20 protein-coding genes and 2 pseudogenes are annotated in these 23,418 nt (G+C 42.8%); 11 read left to right on the top strand and 11 right to left on the bottom strand.

From position 1 onward, the window contains the following. Nucleotides 1-90 precede the first annotated feature (90 nt). From BLV99_RS05905 to BLV99_RS05895, 3 genes are all read right to left on the bottom strand, one after another. A complete protein-coding gene (locus BLV99_RS05905; RefSeq protein WP_092688654.1) occupies nt 91-1,584 on the bottom strand; it encodes an NAD-dependent succinate-semialdehyde dehydrogenase in 1,494 nt (497 codons plus the stop codon). Nucleotides 1,585-1,594: 10 nt separating this feature from the next. Beyond that, nucleotides 1,595-2,614: a dihydrodipicolinate synthase family protein gene (locus BLV99_RS05900; RefSeq protein ID WP_092688651.1), complete on the bottom strand. Its 1,020-nt coding sequence runs from the start codon at nt 2,612-2,614 to the stop codon at nt 1,595-1,597. 83 nt (nt 2,615-2,697) lie between these two features. Next, nucleotides 2,698-3,699 (bottom strand): ornithine cyclodeaminase family protein, encoded by a 1,002-nt coding sequence (locus BLV99_RS05895; protein ID WP_092688647.1) that lies wholly within the window; start codon nt 3,697-3,699, stop codon nt 2,698-2,700. A 354-nt stretch (nt 3,700-4,053) separates the two neighbouring features. Here BLV99_RS05895 and BLV99_RS18415 point away from each other — a divergent pair, with 354 nt between their 5' ends. Continuing rightward, entirely contained in the window at nt 4,054-4,536 is a 483-nt protein-coding gene (locus BLV99_RS18415; protein ID WP_342028092.1) for an IS5 family transposase, read from the top strand. 369 nt (nt 4,537-4,905) lie between these two features. On the opposite strand, the gene BLV99_RS05885 is transcribed toward BLV99_RS18415, so the two are convergent. From BLV99_RS05885 to BLV99_RS05875, 3 genes are all read right to left on the bottom strand, one after another. Next, entirely contained in the window at nt 4,906-5,823 is a 918-nt protein-coding gene (locus BLV99_RS05885; protein WP_092688644.1) for a LysR family transcriptional regulator, read from the bottom strand. Nucleotides 5,824-5,886: 63 nt separating this feature from the next. After that, nucleotides 5,887-7,131 carry an NAD(P)/FAD-dependent oxidoreductase gene (locus tag BLV99_RS05880; protein WP_092688641.1) on the bottom strand — a complete coding sequence of 415 codons (1,245 nt, stop codon included), beginning with the start codon at nt 7,129-7,131 and terminating at the stop codon, nt 5,887-5,889. Nucleotides 7,132-7,156: 25 nt separating this feature from the next. Continuing rightward, complete coding sequence (locus BLV99_RS05875; protein ID WP_244516285.1) at nt 7,157-7,936, bottom strand: alpha/beta fold hydrolase; 780 nt, start codon at nt 7,934-7,936, stop codon at nt 7,157-7,159. A gap of 200 nt (nt 7,937-8,136) precedes the next feature. On the opposite strand from BLV99_RS05875, the gene BLV99_RS05870 reads away from it, so the two are divergent. The 7 genes from BLV99_RS05870 to BLV99_RS05840 all read left to right on the top strand — a co-directional run bounded on the left by BLV99_RS05870 (nt 8,137) and on the right by BLV99_RS05840 (nt 14,700). Further along, on the top strand, nt 8,137-9,114 hold the full coding sequence (locus tag BLV99_RS05870; RefSeq protein WP_092688637.1) for a VOC family protein: 978 nt from the start codon (nt 8,137-8,139) through the stop codon (nt 9,112-9,114). A 28-nt stretch (nt 9,115-9,142) separates the two neighbouring features. Next, the gene (locus BLV99_RS05865) at nt 9,143-10,045 is read left to right on the top strand and encodes an alpha/beta fold hydrolase (protein WP_092688634.1); all 903 of its coding nucleotides are present in this window, start codon (nt 9,143-9,145) and stop codon (nt 10,043-10,045) included. 38 nt (nt 10,046-10,083) lie between these two features. Then, nucleotides 10,084-10,512, top strand: coding sequence for a lipocalin-like domain-containing protein (locus BLV99_RS05860; RefSeq protein ID WP_092688630.1), 429 nt, complete (start codon nt 10,084-10,086; stop codon nt 10,510-10,512). A gap of 103 nt (nt 10,513-10,615) precedes the next feature. Next, a complete protein-coding gene (locus BLV99_RS05855; RefSeq protein ID WP_092688626.1) occupies nt 10,616-11,443 on the top strand; it encodes an alpha/beta fold hydrolase in 828 nt (275 codons plus the stop codon). Nucleotides 11,444-11,462: 19 nt separating this feature from the next. Next, complete coding sequence (locus tag BLV99_RS05850) at nt 11,463-12,605, top strand: FAD-dependent monooxygenase (RefSeq protein WP_092688623.1); 1,143 nt, start codon at nt 11,463-11,465, stop codon at nt 12,603-12,605. A gap of 121 nt (nt 12,606-12,726) precedes the next feature. Continuing rightward, complete coding sequence (locus tag BLV99_RS05845; protein ID WP_092688620.1) at nt 12,727-13,929, top strand: MFS transporter; 1,203 nt, start codon at nt 12,727-12,729, stop codon at nt 13,927-13,929. A 330-nt stretch (nt 13,930-14,259) separates the two neighbouring features. Beyond that, nucleotides 14,260-14,700, top strand: a complete 441-nt coding sequence (locus BLV99_RS05840; RefSeq protein WP_092688617.1) for a DUF2147 domain-containing protein — start codon at nt 14,260-14,262, stop codon at nt 14,698-14,700. Nucleotides 14,701-14,762: 62 nt separating this feature from the next. Here BLV99_RS05840 and BLV99_RS05835 read toward each other — a convergent pair whose 3' ends face one another. The 5 genes from BLV99_RS05835 to BLV99_RS05815 form a co-directional block, all read right to left on the bottom strand. Next, the gene (locus tag BLV99_RS05835; RefSeq protein ID WP_092688614.1) at nt 14,763-15,887 is read right to left on the bottom strand and encodes an FAD-dependent monooxygenase; all 1,125 of its coding nucleotides are present in this window, start codon (nt 15,885-15,887) and stop codon (nt 14,763-14,765) included. A gap of 111 nt (nt 15,888-15,998) precedes the next feature. Continuing rightward, nucleotides 15,999-17,339: an MFS transporter gene (locus BLV99_RS05830; protein ID WP_213030960.1), complete on the bottom strand. Its 1,341-nt coding sequence runs from the start codon at nt 17,337-17,339 to the stop codon at nt 15,999-16,001. Nucleotides 17,340-17,506: 167 nt separating this feature from the next. Continuing rightward, complete coding sequence (locus BLV99_RS05825) at nt 17,507-18,721, bottom strand: multidrug effflux MFS transporter (RefSeq protein WP_092688611.1); 1,215 nt, start codon at nt 18,719-18,721, stop codon at nt 17,507-17,509. A gap of 75 nt (nt 18,722-18,796) precedes the next feature. Beyond that, entirely contained in the window at nt 18,797-19,597 is an 801-nt protein-coding gene (locus BLV99_RS05820) for an SDR family oxidoreductase (protein WP_244516283.1), read from the bottom strand. Between the two features lie 61 nt (nt 19,598-19,658). Beyond that, nucleotides 19,659-20,633 (bottom strand): SphA family protein, encoded by a 975-nt coding sequence (locus BLV99_RS05815; protein ID WP_092688608.1) that lies wholly within the window; start codon nt 20,631-20,633, stop codon nt 19,659-19,661. Between the two features lie 199 nt (nt 20,634-20,832). Here BLV99_RS05815 and BLV99_RS05810 point away from each other — a divergent pair. The 3 genes and pseudogenes from BLV99_RS05810 (at nt 20,833) to BLV99_RS05800 (ending at nt 23,329) form a co-directional block, all read left to right on the top strand. After that, nucleotides 20,833-21,761 (top strand): annotated as a pseudogene (locus tag BLV99_RS05810) (IS5 family transposase). Further along, nucleotides 21,762-23,175: pseudogene (locus tag BLV99_RS05805) on the top strand (cryptochrome/photolyase family protein); the annotation flags it as partial. Beyond that, nucleotides 23,165-23,329 (top strand): DUF2256 domain-containing protein, encoded by a 165-nt coding sequence (locus tag BLV99_RS05800; RefSeq protein ID WP_342028091.1) that lies wholly within the window; start codon nt 23,165-23,167, stop codon nt 23,327-23,329. The pseudogene BLV99_RS05805 and the gene BLV99_RS05800, both read left to right, overlap by 11 nt. Nucleotides 23,330-23,418 lie beyond the last annotated feature (89 nt).

The following is a 23,418-nucleotide window of genomic DNA, read 5'->3' as shown; positions in this document are numbered from 1 at the left end:
GTGCTTCATGCACCGGCGATAGGGCTGAAATGTATTCTCTACAAATACACTTCAGCGCTATATTAGATCTAAGACCAATTGACGATTGACTTAGTCTGTGTACAATCCATCCCAACACATGTATTTCATTTCCAAGAATTCATCGATGCCATAATGTGAACCTTCACGGCCTAAACCACTCTGTTTCACACCACCAAATGGCGCAACTTCATTGGAAATGAGTCCTGTATTGATGCCGATCATGCCCGCTTCCAAAGCTTCCGATGTACGCCATACTCGTGCAGAGTTTTGACTATAAAGATATGCCGCCAAACCAAATTCAGAATCATTGGCTTGGGCAATGACTTCTTGCTCAGAACTGAAGCGAATTAAAGGTGCCACGGGGCCAAAGGTTTCATCATGTGCGATCAGCATGTCTTTGGTCACGTTTTTCAAAACAGTCGGTTCAAAGAAGAATCCGCCCAACTCACTGCGACGACCACCGCAGACCACAGATGCACCATGTTCTAATGCATTACTGATGTGTGATTCGACCTTCTTCACGGCATTAGCATCAATCAGCGGGCCTTGTACCACACCCTCTTCCAAGCCATTACCGACTTTTAAAGCTTTGACCTTAGCTGACAGTTTCTCTGCAAATTCATCATAAATAGCATCGTGGACATAAATACGGTTAGCTGAAATACAGGCCTGACCCGTGTTACGGAATTTAGAGGCAATTACCCCATCTACCGCCAAGTTCAGGTCTGCATCATCAAACACAATGGATGGTGCATTACCACCGAGTTCCATCGAACATTTTTTGATGGTCGATGCCGACTGTTCTAGCAAAGTACGACCGACTTCAGTCGAACCGGTAAAAGTAATCTTACGCACCAATGGATGCGAGGTCAGAATCCCGCCAATAATGCGCGTATCATTGCCAGTCAATACGCTAAATACCCCCTCTGGCACACCAGCACGGCGGGCAAGTTCTGCCAATGCCAAAGCAGTCATTGGGGTTTGGCTTGCAGGCTTCACCACCATGGTACAACCAGCAGCCAATGCCGGCCCTGCTTTACGGGTAATCATCGCTGCAGGGAAATTCCAAGGGGTAATTGCTGCACAGACCCCAATCGGCTGTTTTAACACCACAATGCGCTGCGTATCTTTCGGAGCAGGCAAAACATCACCACGAATACGTTTTGCTTCTTCGGCAAACCACTGCAAGAATGAATTGGCATAATCAATTTCACCACGTGCCTCACTTAAAGGCTTGCCTTCTTCTAGAGTGATAATCGTTGCTAAGTCTTCTTTATTTTCTAAAACCAGCTGATACCAACGATGGATAATTTCCGAACGTTGTTTTGCAGTGGTTTTACGCCATTTTTCAAATGCCTTTTGTGCACTTTCAATCGCAAAATTGGTTTCTTCTTCCTTACAGCGTGGCAGTTTCACCAACTCTGCACCTGTTGCCGGGTTATTTAAACTGTAAGTACCGTGAGCCGTTTCTTGTAGCCACTGACCATTAATAAATGCACCGGTTTTCCAAAGGCTTGGATCTTTTAGCAAATCTGCTGGGTTTAATGCTGCAAAGCTATTCATGATTTACTCCTTACTCTGGAAAACGACCAACCAGGAATTCGCTGTCTTGATCATTGGTGCATGGCAAACCTGATGCCATCAAACCTTGGCGCAGCACTTTCATTTGACGGTCTGGAATACGGGCAATCGGTGCACGTAATGGGCCGCCATTAAAGCCTGCCAACCAGTCCATATATTTCCAATGTGCACGGTTAATATAGTTAGAGCCCGGCATATACGCGCCTGTTGCCGCACCCACTGCACCACGTGCAGGCTGTGCTTGCCAGTACAGATTCATCGCTTCGTCAAAATTGCCTTCTTTTGCTAGATTAAAGGTTTTTACAAAATGATCACCCATCCACTGCGTATAGCTGGTTCCTGAGAATTGCATATCCATGTAACGAAGCAGTGGAATCACGTCACTTTCAATAGGACAAGTCACCACGATTTGATCATTAAAACGTTCAAAGCTATCGACTAAACCGGCAATGTGCGGGAAGCCCTGTTCTGCTTTTAAAGATACGACGTTCGGACAATCATCAATTAAGCGTTGAATCAGTTCTGGTGACATCCCTTGTGGATGGACACGTTCAAAGCCCCAAAGTGGAATAGCAAACAACATCACCCCTAAATCTGTCGCATCACAGAAAGCTTTGGTGTAGTCATAAATATCTTGTTCTGAAGTCGGCCAGAAATTTGATGGGTAAGACAACAACACGATATCTGCACCGGCTTTTTCTGCGAGTTTTACTGCACGAATATTTTCTTCCAATGTTCCAAAGCCTGCATGGAAAAATAAGCCCAATTTGTCGCCAGCCTGATCTTTTGCCCAAGCTGTGAATTGGGCATTTTCTTCTGGCGTAATCGCAACTTCTGTACACAGCAAAGTATAGGTGTAACCCAGATCAATGACTTTTTGAATGTCGTGACGAATCCCTTTTTCATTTAAACGGCTTAAATCCTGGCTATAACTTGGAATGGTTACAGATGAACATCCTTTTAAATGTTGCTTTGCCCATACACGTGCTTCACTGCGTTTATATTGAGCCATTAAAATTCTCCTTTCCTGTATGGATGTTTTCTTAAATTGCTATGTCTTTAAATATTTGTTTAAAAATGTGTTTTTCGTGCTGATTAACGGTCGATGGTGACAATGCTGTCATTCATCTCTTGATATTTATCGGCAGCTTTCGCATTACGTAGCAGCATTTCTGCAGTGACAATGTCTTGCAGTGCTGAACCGACAGATTTGTAAATCACGATGTCTTCAGGGGTGTTGCGTACTTTGACTTGACCTGACATCACATCAGACAGTGATACGGTTTTCGCTGCCACATCACAACCTTGCTCTATTGCTACAAGCGAATCCCCTGTTTCATGAATCACTTCTTCTGGCATATCTGCCACGATTAGACTTGCAGCTTTCATGGTGTCTACATCCAGTTCGCGTTGTTCTGGCAATGTTGAGCTGACAGATACCACAGTCATACCTGGCTCTAGCCATGCTGCGTCAAAGACTGGCCCGCCATCACGGCTGCGCGATGCACATATCACCACATTGCTGCCTTTCACCGCTTCTTCTGCCGTGGCTACAGCCTGGATGTCTAAACCATATTGCGCATGGAATTCCTGAGCGAACTTTTCACGGTTGACTTCGGTAGGGCTAAATACGCGAACTTTAGCAATACGACCTGTGGCATTCAGCGCATGCAAATGGCTACGTGCAAGTGCACTTGAACCTAGAATTGCGATATCAAATTTTTCTGTACCTGCCAACGCATTGACGGCAACGGCTGAGCTTGCTGCAGTACGAATGTCAGTAATGCGGTTGCCATCAATCAAAGCCGCTAAGCGCATGGTGTCTTGATCGAACAATGAAATGAGGTAACTGGCTTTTTTGTTTTTTGGGCTAGCCGCGATGAGTTTGCAGCCCATATATTCTTTCGATGGCGATACTGCACATAGGCTACGTAACCAAAAGCCATCACCGCGTGCCATTGTGCGTGGTGGCACCATTGCATTGGAAATCGGCTGGCTATAGGCATGACTGAGCGCTTCGATTGCGCTTGACCATGTTGCTAGTTCTGCCACATGATCATCATTAATAAATAAAGTTGGAAGGTGTGTGTGGTTCACTGCTGAACTCCGTTTCAGTCATTTTTTTCTAATGTACTGATGTGTGATATGCGGAGCTAGCATGTAAACCGTAAAGCAGATATCTATAAAATGGATGAATTTGATGTGATATAGAAATAGTTGGGACCTGAAGGACTTTGTGAAGCCCCTTAACCTAACTTCAACATCTTATTCAGCACTATAATTTCCCAATGAATAAGCTCACACTTAAAATTTACCGCACAACAAACTGGCCATCTTACAATCGAGTCCTCATCAATCGTGGGAATATCACCATTTGGTTTGATTCTAAGATTCAATAGCAAATAAGGTCGAAATCAAACTTATTCTGATGCAGCTACCCAATGTTATTTAATAATTAATTTCATCTTTCTTTACATATGGTTACAGGTTTTATGCAAAGCCTCATTGAATTATGTGGATTGGACTGCACTGGATTATTTCACTCTCAGCAGAAGACAAAAGTACATTAATATTTCGATCCATTATCAAAAAAGCAGCAGAGGTTTGCATCTGCTCGTGGACAGCACAGGATTGAAATTCTTAGGTGAAGGTGAACGGAAGCAAAAGAAGAAGAAGCCTGAATACCATCGACAATGGCGGAAACTGCATATTGGTATAGACGCTGAAACATTGCAAATACGGGCAGTTCAGCTAACTACGAATAATGTCAGTGATTCACAAGTAATCGGTGATTTACTTGATCCGATTCCACAAAATGAACAAATTGATTCAGTCTATACGGATAGAGCTTATGATACAAAGCAATGCCGTCAGGTGATTGCAGATCGGCAAGCCCATGTGGTCACCCCACCTAGAAGGAATGCGAAACCATGAAAAGATTCAAGAGTAAGTTCTATTGAACGAAATGAATTGCTTAAAACAATAAAATGTTTAGGAAGAACAATATGGAAAAACTGGTCGGGTTATCATCAAAGAAATTTGGTCGAAACCAAGATGCATTATATTAAATTATTGAGCGATAAACTGAGCTCACGAAGTTTTTCAAGTCAAGTGAACGAGATTCATGCTCGTATAGCCGTACTCAATAGATTCCCCGAATTAAGCAGACCACATACCCAAGTTGTATTTTAAATTTAAATGGGCTAGGAAAAACTTCACTTCTAGATGTTTATACAACAAAGCCCTTTTAAGGTATTCTTATTATCAAAACATATACTTATCGAGCATAACAATATATAAACCCTATCGATTCACAATCATCCCTTTTAAAATCATCGGTGCTTGCTTCTCAAGCCACTGCTGAATCACTCTTGACGCCCGCGTATTTGGACGACGAATGGTATGCGACAGCACCACACTGCGCGAAAGCTCAGGCTCAACAATCAAACTCGCCGCCAATCGCTGCTGATTTTCCAAACCAAATAAACCAGAAGAAATTGCATAACCACCGCCCGCAGCGACAATTTCATGCTGTAAACGGTTCGAGTCTGCTTCCACTACACAGTCAAACTTATAATCCATCTGCCGTGCCAACTGATCTAAACGCGCACGTAAAGGATGCGGACGACTCGGCACAATTAAAGGCAAATCTTGCAAATCTCTCAGCTTAATGGTTGGTTGTTCAACCAAAGGGTCATTGGCTTCACCCACCAGCATTAATCCAAACTCTGCAATCACCGCTTCTTCAGATTTAATTACTTCCCCTTCACGAAGCAACAGCGCCATGTCGATGCGCCCTTCTTCAATCATTTCTTCTAAGTGAACATTTGCGCCTTCACTTAAATGCAAATCAATACGAGGATAATTCTTTTTGACATAACTATAAAGTGCACCTGAAAGCTGGCGTACTAACGCAGGTAATAAACCCACACGTACTTCACCAATCGGCTCACCACCATAGGTACGGATGTCATCTTCAATGGTACCGCATTCGATCGCAAGGTTAATAATTCGGGGCAATAACTCATAACCCAGTTCTGTCAAAACCACACCGCGTCCTGTGCGTTTAAATAGACGTGTTCCACATTGTTCTTCAAGCTGGGCAATATGCCTGCTAATCATAGACTGTGGCACATTAAAGGCATGCGCGGCTTTGGACAAGCTGCCCAGTTCTGCAACTTTAATAAAAACCAGCCATTTAGAATCCAAAATCGATTGCATGCATATTTCCCTATTGATCTTACATATGTAGAACCAATCAAATCCCCTGATTGGTTTGGCTATTTAGACTGAACTTAGGATCAAAAGACTCTTTAAATTGGTATGAATATCGGCAACTTGATGCTTACTAGGCGTAATACCTGCTTCAAGTAGTTTACGCGCCATCATATGATCTACAGGTTGATTAACAGAATCAATGGCAACAAGTTTATCTTTAGCATAATGGAATACCGAAAAACGTCCACTTTTCATGTCTCCACGAATCACATAATCACTGGTATCAAAGGATAAACCAGCCATTTGCAGGCGGATATCGCCCTGATCTGTCCAAAACCAAGGTACATTTTTATAGTCTTCAGGCTGTCCTATGACAAATTTCGCTACAGTAATGGCCTGATCATTGGCATTCTGTACTGACTCTAAACGAATGCGTCTATCCCCTGCAAAATGGTTTTCATGATTGGCACAGTCTCCAATCGCAAAAATATTGGCAATATTGGTTTGCATGGTACGGTTGACGCTGATGCCATTATCACATTGAATACCGGCCTGTTCTGCAAGCTCAGTATTTGGAATCGCACCAACACCAACCAATACCAACTCGGCTGGAATCACACCATTAGCACAGCGAACACCTGTGACTTTGCTATTTTCTCCGACAAATTCATTAATAAATGCACCTGTTTCAATTTGAATGCCATTTTTACGGTGAATCTCGGCAATATAATCTGACACCAATGGCGATACGGAACGACCCAAAACGCGTGGCATATGTTCAAGTACGTTGACATTTTTACCCAAACTGCGTGCGGTCGAAGCCAACTCCAAACCAATAAAACCGCCGCCAATAATCACCACATTTTTAGTGCTATTCAGCGCTATACGCAGCTGACGTGCATCTTGTAAAGTCCGCAGACTCATCACGCCTTGCAGTTCTGTACCAGGTAAAGGCAACTGACGCGGACGCGTACCAGTTGCCAAGACTAAATAGTCATATTCAATCAGATCGCCATGATAAAGCTTGACCACATTTTCATCGGGATCAATTTCACTGACCGCCGTATTTAAGCGCAAATCAATCTGGTATTTTTCATAAAAGTTTTCAGGTTGCAGGCACAATTTGGACAAATCCAACTCATCTGCATCTTTAATAAAGCTTTTCGACAATGGCGGACGGTGATACGGCAGTTCAGACTCATTGCTGATCAGCACGATTTCACCATTAAACTGTTCGTGGCGTAGGGCTTTAGCGCAGGCACAGCCGGCATGTCCACCGCCAATAATGACGACTTTTTTATTTTTATGCATAGTGATTTCACTCCATGAAAATCATTTAAGATTTAAAAAAATTCTTGAGCTGAGTCGCGACTTGATCAGGCGCTTCAAAATTGCAGATATGACCACTGCCTTGAATGATATTGAGCTGTGCATTCGGTAATTGCCCTGCCATGGCTTGCATATCTTCTACTGGCCCACCCCCATGATCATGTTCAGCGGCGAGCAATAATACTGGTGCTTTAAGTTGTCCCAATTGCTTGGAAAAATCCATTTCAATAAAGGCATTCACATAAGCGCAATAGCCTTCGACGGTAGTACGTTTAATCATGGAACGTAATTGCTGATCCACTTCGGGATGCGACTGGCGGAAGTCGTCAGACAGCCAGCGGTCAACCGTAATATCACCGAGTTTATTCAAGCCATTGGCCTGTGCTTTGGTACAGCGATCACGCCAAAAATCATGACGGTCATCGGGTTGGCGTGGTCGGCAGCAGCAGGCCACAATTTTTTCAATTCGCTGGGGATGCGTCACTCCCAAAGATAAAGACACTGAGCCACCAAAACCTAAGCCCACCACACTGCTTTTTTCTATTCCGAGATGATCCCATAGCGCAATTACCCCATCGACAATCGCTTGATAGGAACATGGCTCTGGCGGTAAGGGACTGAGATTATGCCCCCACGGGTCAAAAGTCAGCACTTGATAATCTGCTGCCAGTATTTCGGCATGCACTGCCCAAAAGCTTGCATCATTGCCAATGCCAGGGATAAAGGTCACCCAAGGGGCATCTGCTTTACCTTGGACTTGATGATGAAATAACGGGAATGACCTCATGTCAGTTGAACTCCACTCATATCTTGTTTTCAGCTAATTAAACAAAAATGAGCAATCCATCCAAGCATTGAAATCCTAAATCAGATATCTAAAAAATGCATAACTGCTTTATGGCTTAGATGCTATTTTCACATGCCAATGCTTCGTAGAGTAAGTGCCAAGGAAAAGTAAAACTTTGGTCATGACCAACGGAGTATGAGATGACTGCAGCAAAAAATTTTAAAATAAAAGGCTTGGACCGTATACGCTTTGGTGTTGAAAAATTAGAAGATGCCCTACGCTTTGCAGATGATTGGGGCTTAATACAAATCGAAAGTGATCACGATAATAGCCACCTTTTTGTGACCATCGACAATTCACAAGTGGAAATCTTTCAAGCAGACCCATCAAATCCTGCCTGCACACCCATTGGCAGTCCAAGTGGGATGTGTGAAATGGTTTGGGGTGTTGAAGACCAAGCCAGCCTTGATGCGATTGCTACGGAGCTAGGTCGCGACCGTGAAGTGATAATTGATGCCGATGGCACCGTACATAGTCAGGATGACTTAGGCATCCGCATTGCCTTCCGTATTGCACAGCGCAGCTATGTGCCATTTCCCGATACACAATTTAACTCACCAAGCCAGCCAAAACGCGTCAATAGCCGTGCACCACGTTATAAAAAAGCACAGCCTTATGAAATCAGTCATCTTGCCATTGGGGTTGATCATGCTGGTGAGGCTGTAAAGTTCTATTTAGAACGCCTTGGCTTTTTAGTGTCAGATCGTTATGCCGACCGCGGTGTTTTTATTCGTTGTTCAGCTGAAGGCAACCACCATCATCTGTTCTTTATGAACGGTAAAGCACCAGGCACACGTTTCAACCATCTCGCATTTAAAGTCCGTGACATTCATGAAGTCATTTTTGGTGGTCAGCATATCGACAGCCAAGGCTGGACGACTTTTGCCGGCCCTGGGCGTCACCGCGTATCTTCCGCATGTTTCTGGTATTTCCTTAGCCCATTTGGTGGTGCTTGGGAATATGCTGCTGACGAAGACATTGTCACTGAAGATTGGGAATCCACCGATTTTGCAGCAGAAGCGCATATCTTTACTGAATGGACTTTTGGCTTAGAAAAATCGGATGGCACCCTACGCGGGCCGATCTCACAAAGTAAAGCACAAGCCCTCGAAGACTAAGGCTGCATTTTTGAGAAAGGACGAAAATATGAATGCCACGATTCAAACACAAGCGGAACATTACTGGGTACATCTGATCCATTCAGATGTTCGCGTGATTGAAGGAAAATATACAAGCCGTATTTTAGAAGCCGGTAATCCAAGCAATCCTGCCCTTTTTTTACTGCATGGCACTGGCGGTCATTTAGAAAATTATGCTCGTAATATTCCAGCACTGGCAGAACATTTTCATGTCATCGCACTGGATTTTATTTGGCATGGCCGTTCACAGACCACCGGTTTTGATCATGAAGTAATTCCTGTTTTGATGGACCAAATTCTAGATGTGATGCAACAGCTGAATATTCCGCGTGCGCATTTTGAAGGTCAATCTATGGGTGGCTGGGTGGCCATGCAACTGGCGATTCAACACCCTGAAAAAGTCGATCGCTTGGTGCTCACTACGACTATGGGTTATCGCCCGAATGAAGGTGCAATTCCTGACTACGTCGAACCACATTGGGCAGCCAATTTATCAAGCTCAATTGAAGTCCTGAACAACCCAAGCTATGACAATATACGCACCCGCATGACGCGTATTTTAGCCAAGCCTGAACATCTGACCGATGAAGCGATTCAGGTGCGCCAATCTTTGTACCGTCAACCTGCTTTAGCTGAAGTACAAAAACTGTTTATTACCGAATATTTATCTGGTCAAACTATCCAAAAACATACCGTGACTGATGCTTTAGCCAAACTAATACAGGCACCAACCTTGGTGTATTGGGGGGATGCCAACCGTACCCCGCCGGCTTTAGGTCAGCACATTGCTGACCAAGTCCAGCAGGGACAATTTTATTGTGCCGAAGATACAGGGCATTGGGCGCAATTTGAAAGTGCCGACATTCACAACCAAGTTGTGACTGAATTCTTATTGGTAAAGAACGCATAGAAAATACATTGAATGATTGAAAATTTAAGGAAGAAAAAATGTCGAATGTTGATTTAACTGGTCGCTGGGAACTGGTGACTTTTGCCCAAAACTATGATGACGGGCGTCAAGTGCTGCCGATGGGCGACGCGCCGCAAGGTATTATTCAATATACCGCAGATGGTTTTATGAGCTGCATGATTTGCCGTCCGAACCGCGCAAATTTCACCACCGGCGGACAATGGAATGCCTCTGATGCAGAAAAAGCAGGCGCATATAACAGCATGATGTCCTATGCCGGACGCTACAGCATCGAGAATGACACGGTGACGCATTTTGTAGATTTAAGTCTCTTTCCGAACTGGATTGGCGGACAGCAAAAACGCAGCTTTCAATTTGATGAGCAGGGTCAACTTAGCCTAACGGCTCGCCTAGAAGAAAATACCTCTGAAGCCCGTACAGCTTTATTGCTGTGGAAACGCGGTTAATTTTTATAGTTTTTTTCATTTTTATTTATACCCTCTTTGTATTTCCCCCATAAGGAGAAACCACAGAGATGAATGAAAAAAATTAAATTTTCAAGGAATGAATATGAATACGATGACAAATCCTGAAATTGGTAAAAGCATTCAGTGTGGTGCCATTCAAACCAATTATCACGATATCGGGCAAGGTGAAGCTATTTTACTTCTTCATGGTTCAGGACCCGGTGTCAGTGCATGGGCAAATTGGCGCCTGACCATTCAAGCGCTGCAAAATGATTACCGTCTATTGGCACCGGATTTTGCCGGCTTTGGTTACAGCACCTTCCCTGAAGAGATCGCCTTCAACCGCGATACGTGGCTGAAACAGATGGTAGATTTTCTCGACACACTAGGACTAGAAAAAGTCAATGTGATTGGCAATTCCTTTGGCGGATCAATGGCTTTAGCTTTGGCCATTTACCATCCTGAACGTGTAAATAAACTGATTTTGATGGGCAGTGTCGGTGTTCCGTTTGAACTCACCGCTGGGCTTGATGCCGTATGGGGCTACACCCCGTCGTTTGAAAACATGCAAGCGATTATGAAAATCTTCGCTTATAACCAAAATTTGGTCGGTGATGATCTGGTGCAAATGCGCTATATCGCCAGCACCAAGGAAGATACCCGCGCTGCTTATGAACGTATGTTCCCTGCTCCGCGCCAGCAATGGGTCGAAGCGATGTCTCATTCTGAACAGGCCATTCGTCAGATTAAACAGCCAACCCTCATGGTACATGGCCGTGATGACAAAGTGATTCCACTATCGACTTCACTCACCATGTTGAACTGGATTGAAAGCAGCCAGTTACATATTTTCAGCCAGTGTGGTCACTGGACCCAAATTGAACATGCAAAAAGTTTTACTCAGTTAGTTTCTAACTTTTTAAAAGCATAATGAATCAAGGAAGACTCAGATGACTCAAAAATCTGCCGCTGCCGGCAAAAAAGCCCTGATTATAGGTGCAGGAACAGCAGGTATGGCATCTGCCATTACCCTGTCTCGGATTGGGATCGACATTGATCTTATTGATATCAATCCAAACTGGGGCGCACTTGGTGCGGGCTTAACCATTACTGGCCCAACTTTACGTGCGCTCAAACAACTTGGCGTCTATGATGAAGTCACTGAACAGGCATATGTTGGCGATGGTATTCAGGTCTGTGACCCACAAGGCAATCCGCTACGTATTTTACCTACACCGATGCTTGAAGGCTCAGACACAGCAGGCAGTGGTGGCATCATGCGTCCAACCATGCACTCAATTATGCACAAATATGTCAAAGATGCGGGTATTCAAATGCGTTTGGGGCTGACTGCTGAGGTGTTTGATCAAGATGATACTGGCGTAACCGTGACTTTTAGTGATGGTACACAGGGCCGTTATGATTTTGTCCTCGGTTCAGATGGGGTTTTGTCTAAAACCCGTCAGTTATTGTTCCCTGATGCACCCAAAGCTGAATATACCGGTCAAAGCTGCTGGCGTTTATTTTTAAAACGCCCTGCTTCAGTCGAGCGTCGTACCTACTTCCTTGGTGGACCAGTCAAAGTGGGTTTTACCCCTGTGTCTAAAGAGCATATGTATATGTTCTTACTCGAACGCTGCCCGCAGCGCTGGCAAGAGCCAGAAGACAACTATAAAAATTTAAAGCAATTACTTGAAGGCTATGACGGTATTTTGGCCGAAATCCGTGAATCTTTAACTGAAACAGATAACCCAAACATCAATTTCCGTCCGCTGGAATGTTTTGACCTTCCTGGACCGTGGTATGTGGGCAAAGTTTTGCTAATTGGTGATTCTGCCCATCCAACCACACCACAATTGGCATCTGGTGCAGGCATGGGCATTGAAGATGCGCTGGTTTTAGCGGAAATTTTTGAGAAACAAGCCAATGTCGATGCCGCTTTTGCTGAGTTTATGCAGAGACGAGAACAACGCTGCCGTTTGGTCACACAAAGCTCCATGCAAATTGGTCGTTTAGAGCAACAGCGTGCTCCTATTGAACAGCAAACTGCCATTGTCAGCAAAGCATTAGAGATTCTGAAAGAAGCCATTTGATCCAAAGCCCCGAACAAATTTGTTCGGGGCTTCTTTTTAAAACAATAAAGGATAGACAGTTGTCTAAGCAACAAGCTCAGTGAAGAGCTCACAATTATTTACATGCTAAAGGAGCAGCATTATGGTTCGTATTGAAAGCAAGCGTGGGATGTTTGCACTAATGATGGCACATTGTGCCGGTATGGTTGATTTAGTCGCCCTACCTGTATGGGTCGGTACACTGATCGCGCACTATCATTTTGACCCGCAGCAGGCAGGTGGTTTAGCCACTTTATTCTTGATCGGTGCAGCTGGTGCCAGTATATTCTTTGCACCAAGATTTAACCGTATTCATGTTAAATTTACTGCAGTCCTTGGCTTTGCATTCGCCGCAGCAGCTTTTGTACTTTCTGCAAGCACTGTCAGTTTTCCTATTTTAGCTGTCCTGCATTTTCTAGGCGGTATCGCTGCTGGCAGTGCATTAAGCGTCACACACGGCACCATGGGCCATGGCAATAATCCGCACCGCACTTTTGGTATTGCAGGGCTTGCAATTGGTATTTTTGGTGTAATTTTCTTAGGTGGTACACCAGGAATTATTCAGCAATTTGGCGGTCACAGCATGTTCTATGTGATGGCTGGTGTCATGCTGCTCGCCACACTGGCCTGCCTGTTGTTTTTTCCTAAACCGACCCGTGCAGTGGATTTTGACAATTATGAGCAAATCAAAAATTTACCACCGTTAGGTAAACCTGTTTGGTTCTGCATGATTGGTGTTGCATTATTGGCAATGACCCAAGCCATGACTTTAAGCTTTTATGAGCGCATTGGCCTTGAACGCGGTTTCAGCCGTGACATGGTCACCATGGCCCTCATAATTTATGGAATCGTCACCATTTTCCCAGCGCCATTGGCAGCACTGCTGGAAAAACGGGTCAGCATTACCGCCATTATTGCCTTCGGTCCTATCTTCCAAGGCATTTTTGCAGTTATGACCACACACACCCATCAATATTCAGTGTTTGCTTTTGCAGGGCCGATGATGGCATTTACCATTTTATTTGTGCATACCTTTGCCTTTGGTTTACTGGCGCGTTTAGATCCAACAGGTCGGGCTGTTGCAGGAACACCGGCAATGCTGATGGTTGGCGCAGCAGTAGCACCATTTATCAGCGGTACGATTGTGAAATTCATCAGCTTTGAAGCCATTGGCTATGCATGCTGTATTGTGGTTGCAGTGCAAGTTTACCTTTTTAGCCAGACTCGAAAAGCTGTGCTTGCAGGTCAAACTAATATTCCTGTAATAGCTAAAATTAAAAACAATGAAACTCAGCCTGTTGCCTGAGGAAAATCCTGTACATTGATTAAAATTTTAATCGTTGTTTTTTCAGTTTAGTCAGGTTTTCCATCAGCCTGACTTTTTTATTTTCAGCTTAAAAAAGCTAGAATATTCTGGTCTTTCTCTAAAAGCAGAAGATAAATCTCACTATCTAAATATTTGATAACTGATATCTTTTTCAATAAAAAATTTTAAGCTTTTGGTACTTGCCCTACCTATCTGTATATTTTATATTCAATGCGCTTCATTATACTAAACCACTATTTTTTAAAATATTTTTAAATTTAGTTATTGGTTAATGAACCAAATACTTCATTTTAAGCTTAAGGAACAACCATGGAACTGAAAGGGATATTCAGCGCAGGATGTATTATGCTCTGTTCTGCTGCACTATATGCCAAACCCGCTTTAGATTTAACGGGAAACTGGAAAGTTATTGATGACAAAAGCGGCTTCACTTTGGTGAAAGTTAAAATCAGCAAAAATAGTAATTCTTTATACAATGGACATATTATCGAAGCATTTAATGCACCCAATCTGCAGACACAAAATTTAAGCTCACTAAAAGGCTTTCACTTATTATTTGATTTAAAACCAGACCCAAATGATCCTTATAAATTTATCTCTGGGCAAGTATTTGATCCTGCTGCTCAGCAGCGCTATAACATTAATGGCAAAGTCAGCCGCAATGGCAATACCCTGATTCTGCGCAGCCCTTCCGATGCAGAAAAAGCCAGCCGTAAATTGTCATGGATCAGAATTCGTAATAGCAATTAATTTATAGCGCATAAAAAAGCCTGTTTGATCCAGGCTTTTTTATGCTTGATCATTAAATATTTTTATAAATATGCGCTGGTCACCTGCTCAAAGCCCTTCGCCAACAACATACTTCGTTCGAGCATCGAACCACCTTCAATTTCCATACGACCAATTTCACCGGATGTTTCAACCACAAACTGCGCACGTGCCAAGCGTTTTTGCATGAATTGCTCAAATACAGTTTCTAAATCATCCCCATATTCATCTAATAGTTTTGCCAAGACAATGGCATCTTCAACAGCCAATCCCGCACCTGAACCTAAGTGCGGTGTTGTGGCATGTACAGCATCGCCAATGAGAATCGTTGAACCACGATGCCAGTTACTGTTCACCATCACACGCTCTAAAGGACGGTAAATAATCGGAGTATTTTCATCAATTGAATCAATATAAGGTTTCAGCACAGCTTCGAACTCGTGCAGCAATTCTTTCGCCATTTTCGGCAATACTTCAGGTTCACGCCATACTTGGTCTTTGGGTACACACTCCATCATGTACATATACATTTGCGTTGGGCTGCAAGGGTTAAAGCCCACTTTTATTTTTTCAGACTGGAACATACGTCCACGGACAATATCCTCTGGACGGTCAAACTGCAAACGCCAGCAGGCTTGTCCTGTATACTCAGGTGCAGCTTGTTCTGGCATAAGCAATTGACGCAGTTTAGAAAAGACCCCATCTGCCCCAATCACCAAATCATAATGCGCAGTCCGGCCACTTTCAAATTGCACAAAACTGCCGTGTTCTAAAGTGCTTTGCAGGCTCGCAACACTGTCTCCAAGAAAAACAGGAATATCGAGGGAACGAACCTTAGAAGATAAAATGTCATGCAGTACAGGACGCAGAATTGCTCCCTCAGATGGGAAATCATCGGCAATTACACGCTTGGATAACACGGTGCGGATAAAATTGCCATTTTGATCATAAATATCAACGCCATCATGTACAAAACCTTGCGCCGCAATTTCATCTTGCACCCCTAAATCACAGAGCGCACGCAAGGTCAGCACAGAAAGTGTTAAACCTGTGCCTAAAGCTTTCCAGTCTTCTGACTTTTCAACCAGTTCGATGTCATGGTTGGACTGCTTGAGTTTAATGGCTGCCGCCATACCGCCAATACCGCCGCCTAAAACCAATATTTTCATATTCAATTCCTTGAGTGTGTTCCTGTTTAGCGCTGCCTGCGCTGTTTTTCATAAATAGATAGCTGAATGATCCTTTCGTTCAGCCAGTCAAACCTAATGACCTTAAAAGCATTATTCTTTTTCAAAATCTGCAGAAGTATCTTTGTCTTCCGCTACATTTTCAGCGATATTTTTAATCAGCATACAAAAGGTCATAATCACTGCAGGTATGGCCAATAGCATAAAAATTTGCGTCCAAGTCATGTTGTTATTCGCCATATAGCCCATGCACATGGTGCCGGCAACTGCGCCAAAACGGCCAATACCGCACATCCATGACACACCCGTGGTTCTGGCTTCAGTCGGATAGAACTTTGCTGCCAAAACAGGCAAAGAAGACTGGGCGGTATTTTGAAGCGTTCCAGCACTGATCATCAGTACAATAAACCCAGTTAAAGACCAATGTACTGCTGGGCCAATCATCGCGATACATATCGCTGTAAAAAAAGTGCATACGGCAATCACATAATTGCCGTTAAAGCGGTCCATCAACCAGCCATTCAGCATAGCCCCTACACCGCCCAATGCGAACAGGCCCGCTACAATCGGGCCTAAATGAGCAGGCATACCCGCTTCTTTAAACAGCAGCGGCATCCAGTTGATAATGCCGTAGAAAATCATCAAACCTGAAAAAAAGCAGGTCCATAAACTCAGCGTGCCCACGACATATTTAGCTGAAAATACGGTTTTCATGGCTTTGAATATGGAAGTACTGCAACTGCTGTGTTCCAGCTGAAAATGATGTTGGTTTGCCGATGAATTTATTTTGCCTAAGATCTGTTGAATGTGCTGTTCTTTTCCTTTTTTTAGCAATAGATAGCGCACTGATTCTGGCAAAAGTATCAGCATAAATATCATCAAAATAAAAGGTATTATCCCGCTGATCAGCAACATGCTTTCCCAGCCAAAGTGCGGAATAATATAAGCAGCCGCAAAACCACCGAGTGCTGCACCAATTGGAAAACCGCAATACATGGTGTTGACGATAAATGCCCGTTTATGTACAGGACAATATTCTGAGAGCAGTGTTACGGCGTTGGGCAAAGCCGCGCCTAAACCTAAGCCGGTAATAAAGCGCAGTATTTCTAGCTGGATCAGATTTTCTGCAAAACTGGATAGAATGCAGCCGACAGAAAAAATAAACACAGACACCAGTAATAATGTTTTGCGTCCAAACTTATCTGCCAATGGACCTAGAATGATTGCACCGATGGCAGCGCCAATGAGTGCAGCGCTGAGAAGCGGGATAATATCGGCCTTGCTGATGTGCCATTCACGAATTAAATCTGGTGCAATATAGCCCATGACTGCGGTATCCATGCCGTCAAAAAAAGCCACAAAAAACATCATGGCAAAAATCAGGCTTTGAAAACCTGACCATTTTTGCTGATCCAAAAAAGTTTGTATGTGCATCTTTCTATCCTTATTGTATGCAGTGCAAACATCCATTTCTCGGTTCAGCATAGCCTAACCCTGTATCTATAATGATGGGTCAAGCTGGATATTAGATATATTTAAAATAGATAACATGGGTGAAAAAAAGCCGCCTTTAAAAGGCGGCAAACCAAGGAAACTGTGGTTTATGCAGCAGGCTGCATATTAAAAAATCGCTTCGCCGCGCGAATGGAAACATTGGTACAAAATACAAAAATCAGCATGGCTATGCTCAAATTCAGGAGCGCTGACCCAGGCAGGAAATTCAGCAATATTCCGCTGAGCAAGCCAAAGAAAAATTGCAGCCCACCCATCAAGGCGCTAGCCGAACCGGCCTGTCTACCTTGCTGTGACATTGCCAGAGCTGTTGAGTTCGGTGCAGTCAGACCAATGCCTGCAACAGCTAAAAACAAACCGGCTAATACCAATGGCAGACCCGCTTGTGGCAGTAATGCAGCAATAAACAGTAACAACACGCCAAAAATTTGCACCATCCCGCCCATACCCAATCGTTGCAGCACAGAATATTTATGTTCCAGCTTATGATTCATGGCTGACAAAAACATAGTCCCGACTGCATTCAAGCCAAAAGCATAAGCAAATTGCTGTTCATTCAAATGATAGCTGTCCATTAACACTGTAGATGCTGCATTGATATAGCAGAACAATACACCAAAACTGAAACAGCCAGCGAGCATGGGAAAACGGTAGCTTGGATCCTGATAAATTTTTATATACAACTGAAATACATGCTTGAAGGAGAGCTTTAAACGCCGATCTACTGCTAAGGTTTCTTTGAAACCGAAAATGACCCAGACCAGACTAATTACGCCCAATAGTGTTAGAGCAATAAAAATAGCATGCCAATGGAAAAACAGTAGCAGCCAAGCACCTAAGGTCGGCGCGATCACAGGCGCAACACCCATCACAATCATCATACTGGCAAATGCCTTAGCAGCAGAGTTGGTATCCAGCACATCACGAATTGCAGCTCGGGCTAATACCAAGCCAACACAACTTCCTAAAGCTTGCAGTACACGAACAATCAGTAATGTCTGCAAATCATCTGCATATATGCACAATATACTGGCGGCAATATGCAAGCTAAGACCAAAAATCAGCGGTATTTTCCGACCTATGCGGTCACTAATCGGGCCATAAATTAGCTGTCCAATGGCAAGCCCAAAAAAGTAAGCTGGCAATGAACTTGATACAAAGAGTGTTGAAACTGAAAATTCTTTTGCCATATCCGGTAAAGCTGGCAAATACATGTCTGTGGATAGCGGCGCAATTGCTGTTAATAGCGCCAAAAGTAAAATCCAACTCAGGCTATATTTTTGTGCAGTCATAGCTTGTGTCATGTGGTATATCCTTTTTTTGGCAGCACCGATCCATGAACCTATTTGCAAGATCCTAGAATATTGTTGTTTTGCGTGTTAGTGAGTAAGTACAGCTCGGTTCAACAAGCCTTGATCTGCCACAATAGTCTGCCCGGTCATGACCTTATTTTGCTTCGAAGCTAAAAATGCATACAGTGCACCATAGTCTTCTGCATCAGGCAATTCCTGCAGCAAACTAATAGACTGGAATAAATTTAAAAAAGCGTCTTTCGGAATATCGGATTGTTTTTGATGTTCTAGATTCAGGGCTTTCGGGCCTTTGAGCTGGCTATTTCCAATAGCGGCGGGTGCCACACCATTCACGCGTATTTCAGGCGAAAACTCAAATGCAAGCTGCTGAATCAAGCTTCGGATTGCACCCTTGGTGGCTGTATACACTGCACCGCCGCCATCTGCAGCATAGGCAGCTGTAGAAGTCGTAAATACCATTGCACCATGATTTTCCTTTAATACATCTGCAAAAACATGGGCAGTCAGTAAATAGCCTTTTACATTGACGTTAAATAATTCATCAAATAATTGATCTAAATGTTGAAGCTCCATACTTGCTATAGGCAAGTTGCCATCAAAAATGCCTTGTGCCCCTATCACAGCGTCAAGCCTATGATATTTATTTAAAATTTCTTTCTTACACTGAACAAGATCAGTCGCTTTAGTCACATCACAACGTAAAATCAAATCGTTCTGATCGAATTTTTGAGCTATCTCATTAAGTTTTTCTGTTGCAACATCTGTCACAATAACTTTAGCACCTTGTTTTTTACAATATTGTGCAATACCCAAACCGAGACCAGAGCCTGCTCCCGTCACCAAAACGATATGATCCTGTAACAACATGCTTTTTCCTTTAATAAAAGAGCTGCTTCAAATCAGCTCTTTAAATCCTTTAAATTCAATTTTAAAATTTAGCAGGCAAATTTGCTGGTTTTGGTTTATTTTTCATAAAAACGGGTACAGAAATATTTAAGGCAAAGCGCCCATCATTACTAACGGCATTTTGAGTTTCAAGATCTTTAGACCAACTCAACCCAACAAATAAACCGCGACCGAAGTCTTTCAATACTTGAACACCCAGCCCCATTTGTCGTGCTTTACCATTGGTTGTACCATAATAAGCCGTACCATTATTTTCATCACTGGTGACTTGCTCACGTACGTAGCCAATTGGACCCACCTGCAAGCCTGGGTAAATAAAATCAACTTTTTTCAGCACTGTAGCATCAAAAAAGAATTCATCCCCAGAGTCATATTTCGTCTCATCATTTTCAAAATTATAAAAATAATGTGATTCTAATGAAATGTTCCAATTCTGATTCATTAAACTATAACCAACACGAGGGTTAAGTGACCAATATTCACCACTGGTATTAGTTCCCCCTAAATTCCACGAACCTGTTGTGGTAATCGCCCCCAAACCTGCACTGACAAATTGTCCAGGACTTAATGTCCATGAAATATCTGCAAAATGTACATCAATATTGGCAATATTATTATTCGAATGTGTCCCCACATCTCCAAGCATTGGATTGCTAATCTCTTCTTCTGCCATGATAAATGGAATTGCCAACCAAGCACGATAATCGCCGCCTAATACTTGGAATCCAGGCGTATAAATAAAAATTGATGTCGATGCAGGTGCATTCAATTTCAACCCCATGTTATCGCCATTATCATCCTTGAGTTGCCCATTTAAGTGTTTAGTTGAGCTGGTATAATATAAACCTGCCGGTAACGAAACACTTAAAGGAATACCCATGGTATTACCTGCTGGCGCTTGTGGTGCTGCCCCTGGCTCTAAAGCCATAACCGTTTGTGAAATACATAAAGATAACAGACTGAAAGCATAAACGTGCTTAGCTTGTTGTTTTAACATTGCCTACTCCATTAGGGCTATTTATTCCAATACCTAAACTATTGAAATGAGCGCAATGAAGTCACCAAAAAACAATGAAAGCAGTTATCAAATTTATAGATATCATGTTGCTTCAAAAAACTTTAAATTGCATACTTAAACAAAGGGCTTTGTTGCACAAACCTGTCGTTAAAGGCTTATTCAGCAATATAATGCTCAGATGAATAAGCCTGCACCTAAAATCTATCGTACGACCAATTGGTCTTCTTACAACCAAGCTTTAATCAATCGTGGAAATATTAACATTTGGTTTGATTCCAATACTCAGTGGTATGCACAATCAACACATAAACAAGGACGAAATCAAACCTACTCAGATACAGCTATTCAGTACTGTTTAATGATAAAAGCCTTATTCCGTTTGACTTTACGAATGACCACAGGATTTGTTCAAAGTCTCATTCGTCTTTGTGGATTGGACTGGACAGCACCAGACTACACTACGATTTGTAGAAGACAACAACATATCGATATTGCGATTAGCTACCAACAAAGCACAGATGGGCTCCATCTACTCGTAGACTCTACTGGATTGAAGTTTTTAGGTGAAGGTGAATGGAAACTTAAGAAACATCAGTCTGAATATCGTCATCAATGGCGTAAACTGCATATCGGTATATGCTAAAACCCTACAAATACGGGCTGTACAGTTAACAACGAACAGTTTCAGTGATTCACAAGTACTCAGGGATTTACTTGATCAAATTCCCAAAGATGAAGAAATCGATTCTGTTTATACAGATGGTGCTTATGATACGAAACAATGCTGTGGTAATTGTGGATCGGCAAGCACATGCAGTGATTTCACCTAGAAAAAATTCCAAACCTTGGAAAGATACAAAGGCCAGCTCGCTTGAGCGAAATGAGTTGCTTCGAACAGTTAAGCATTTGGGCAGGACAATATGGAAAAAATGATCAAGTTACCATCGTCAAAGTTTGGTCGAAACCAAGATGCACTGTATCAAATTATTAGCCGATAAATTGTCAGCCAGACATTTTTCAAGTCAGGTAAATGAGGTACATGCTCGTATAGCCGTACTGAATAAATTTACCGAATTAGGCAGACCATATACCCGAGTTGTGTCTTAAATTTGGATGGCAGAAGTACTCGAAGAAAGTACATATGTGGCGCATCATCCTCAAAAAATCGCCCTGATTTTTAGTGCAATGCGTCACTTTTCCAAAGAACGAAAAGCACAGGACTGGAGGGTGCGATACCATGATTTCAACCGTAACAGCGAAATTAAGAAACTAATTCATTTTGATCAGCTACTATCTGCCACAGCGCTGATCATTACCCAATGTGGGGAATATAGACTACAACATGAAATTGAGAGCAACTGGAGTACACAACTCCAACTGCCAGTGCACTGTTTGGATAACGACCGTTTCTTTTGCAGTTCAATGCAACTCAGGCAATGGGCTGGTAAATATAAAACCCTGCGGATGGAATATTTTTATCGTGAGATGCACAAACAAACCCAATATTTAATGCAGGGGCAGCAACCGATTGGTGGGTAATGGAACTATGACAGTGCAAACCGTAAAACATAGTCAGGCAATCCTCCCCTGCCTGCTTCACTACAATTTGAAAAGGATCAGATTGAGTTGGTCAGACGAGAATTTCCACAACATACGGGGCATCTTAAGCATTTTCACTAGGCAACAACCCACAGCAATGCCTTGCTTGCCCTGAATCATTTCATTAAAAATAGTCTACCTAATTTTGGAGATTATCAGGATGCGATGATTTATGGTGTAGATTATTTGTTCCACAGTGTGCTTTCTCCTTATTTAAATTGTGGCTTACTAATGGCGAAAGAAGTCTGTGATGCTGCTGAAGCAGCTTATTATACAGGTCATGCTCCATTAAATTCAGTAGAAGGTTTATCAGGCAAATTCTCGGCTGGCGGGAATATGTTCGGGGTATCTACTGGGTGAACATGCCAGAATATGCAAACAGAAATATACTCCAACACGTAACTCCTTTACCACAGTACTACTGGACGGGTCGTACCCAAATGGCCTGTATGACAGAGTGTTTTAGAAATACCTTGAACATACATATGCACACCATATTCATCGACTGATGGTTACGGGTAATTTTGCCTTGTTAAGTGGGGTTCAGCCTCAACAAATCAGTGAATGGTATCTTGCGATGTATGCCGATGCCTATGAATGGATCGAATTGCCGAATACCTTAGGTATGGTGATGCATGCAGATAGAGGCTTACTCGCGAGTAAGCCTCACGCGGCTTCAGAAAATTACATCAATAAAATGTCTGATTACTGCAAACACTGCTATTACAATATTAAAACGAAAACCGAACCAGACAGTTGTCCATTCAACAGTCTGTACTGGTATTTTATGATCAAGAATGAAAAGTTTTTTCGTTCCAATATGCGTATGCGAATGACTTATCAAAGCTTGGATAAAATGCAAAATAAAGAGCAAATCGTAGCGCATGCTGAAGACTTACTCAGCCGACTAAATGAATTATAAGTTGATGAAAAAACAGCATCTACCAGAAAAAACCTGTGCCTACTGTCTGCGTCCCTTTACGTGGCGAAAGAAATGGCAACGCTGCTGGAATGAGGTCAAATACTGCTCTGAAAGATGCAAACGCCAGTCGCCGCTCAGAAAATCAGCCCAATAAAATGGAAATAAAACATCTTTATTTCAGTCGAATAACTCATATTTCATGGCAGGTTTTGATCAACTTTAAATTAAATATTCCTTGTAGAT

This window comes from Acinetobacter kyonggiensis, from assembly GCF_900107285.1.
GTDB classification, from domain to species: Bacteria; Pseudomonadota; Gammaproteobacteria; order Pseudomonadales; family Moraxellaceae; genus Acinetobacter; species Acinetobacter kyonggiensis.
The sequence above is the reverse complement of the archived record's forward strand: the minus strand, read 5'-3'. Positions and strand labels throughout refer to the sequence as shown.

Bases quoted from the DNA above. Each gene is read 5' to 3' on its own strand.
- BLV99_RS05840 (WP_092688617.1), top strand. From the start codon at position 14,260: ATGGAACTGAAAGGGATATTCAGCGCAGGATGTATTATGCTCTGTTCT.
- BLV99_RS05825 (WP_092688611.1), bottom strand. From the start codon at position 18,721: ATGACACAAGCTATGACTGCACAAAAATATAGCCTGAGTTGGATTTTA.
- BLV99_RS05845 (WP_092688620.1), top strand. From the start codon at position 12,727: ATGGTTCGTATTGAAAGCAAGCGTGGGATGTTTGCACTAATGATGGCA.
- BLV99_RS05875 (WP_244516285.1), bottom strand. From the start codon at position 7,936: ATGAGGTCATTCCCGTTATTTCATCATCAAGTCCAAGGTAAAGCAGAT.
- BLV99_RS05855 (WP_092688626.1), top strand. From the start codon at position 10,616: ATGAATACGATGACAAATCCTGAAATTGGTAAAAGCATTCAGTGTGGT.
- BLV99_RS05905 (WP_092688654.1), bottom strand. From the start codon at position 1,584: ATGAATAGCTTTGCAGCATTAAACCCAGCAGATTTGCTAAAAGATCCA.
- BLV99_RS05850 (WP_092688623.1), top strand. From the start codon at position 11,463: ATGACTCAAAAATCTGCCGCTGCCGGCAAAAAAGCCCTGATTATAGGT.
- BLV99_RS05870 (WP_092688637.1), top strand. From the start codon at position 8,137: ATGACTGCAGCAAAAAATTTTAAAATAAAAGGCTTGGACCGTATACGC.
- BLV99_RS05885 (WP_092688644.1), bottom strand. From the start codon at position 5,823: ATGCAATCGATTTTGGATTCTAAATGGCTGGTTTTTATTAAAGTTGCA.
- BLV99_RS05815 (WP_092688608.1), bottom strand. From the start codon at position 20,633: ATGTTAAAACAACAAGCTAAGCACGTTTATGCTTTCAGTCTGTTATCT.
- BLV99_RS05820 (WP_244516283.1), bottom strand. From the start codon at position 19,597: ATGTTGTTACAGGATCATATCGTTTTGGTGACGGGAGCAGGCTCTGGT.
- BLV99_RS05900 (WP_092688651.1), bottom strand. From the start codon at position 2,614: ATGGCTCAATATAAACGCAGTGAAGCACGTGTATGGGCAAAGCAACAT.
- BLV99_RS05860 (WP_092688630.1), top strand. From the start codon at position 10,084: ATGTCGAATGTTGATTTAACTGGTCGCTGGGAACTGGTGACTTTTGCC.
- BLV99_RS05835 (WP_092688614.1), bottom strand. From the start codon at position 15,887: ATGAAAATATTGGTTTTAGGCGGCGGTATTGGCGGTATGGCGGCAGCC.
- BLV99_RS05830 (WP_213030960.1), bottom strand. From the start codon at position 17,339: ATGCACATACAAACTTTTTTGGATCAGCAAAAATGGTCAGGTTTTCAA.
- BLV99_RS05800 (WP_342028091.1), top strand. From the start codon at position 23,165: ATGAATTATAAGTTGATGAAAAAACAGCATCTACCAGAAAAAACCTGT.
- BLV99_RS05865 (WP_092688634.1), top strand. From the start codon at position 9,143: ATGAATGCCACGATTCAAACACAAGCGGAACATTACTGGGTACATCTG.
- BLV99_RS05880 (WP_092688641.1), bottom strand. From the start codon at position 7,131: ATGCATAAAAATAAAAAAGTCGTCATTATTGGCGGTGGACATGCCGGC.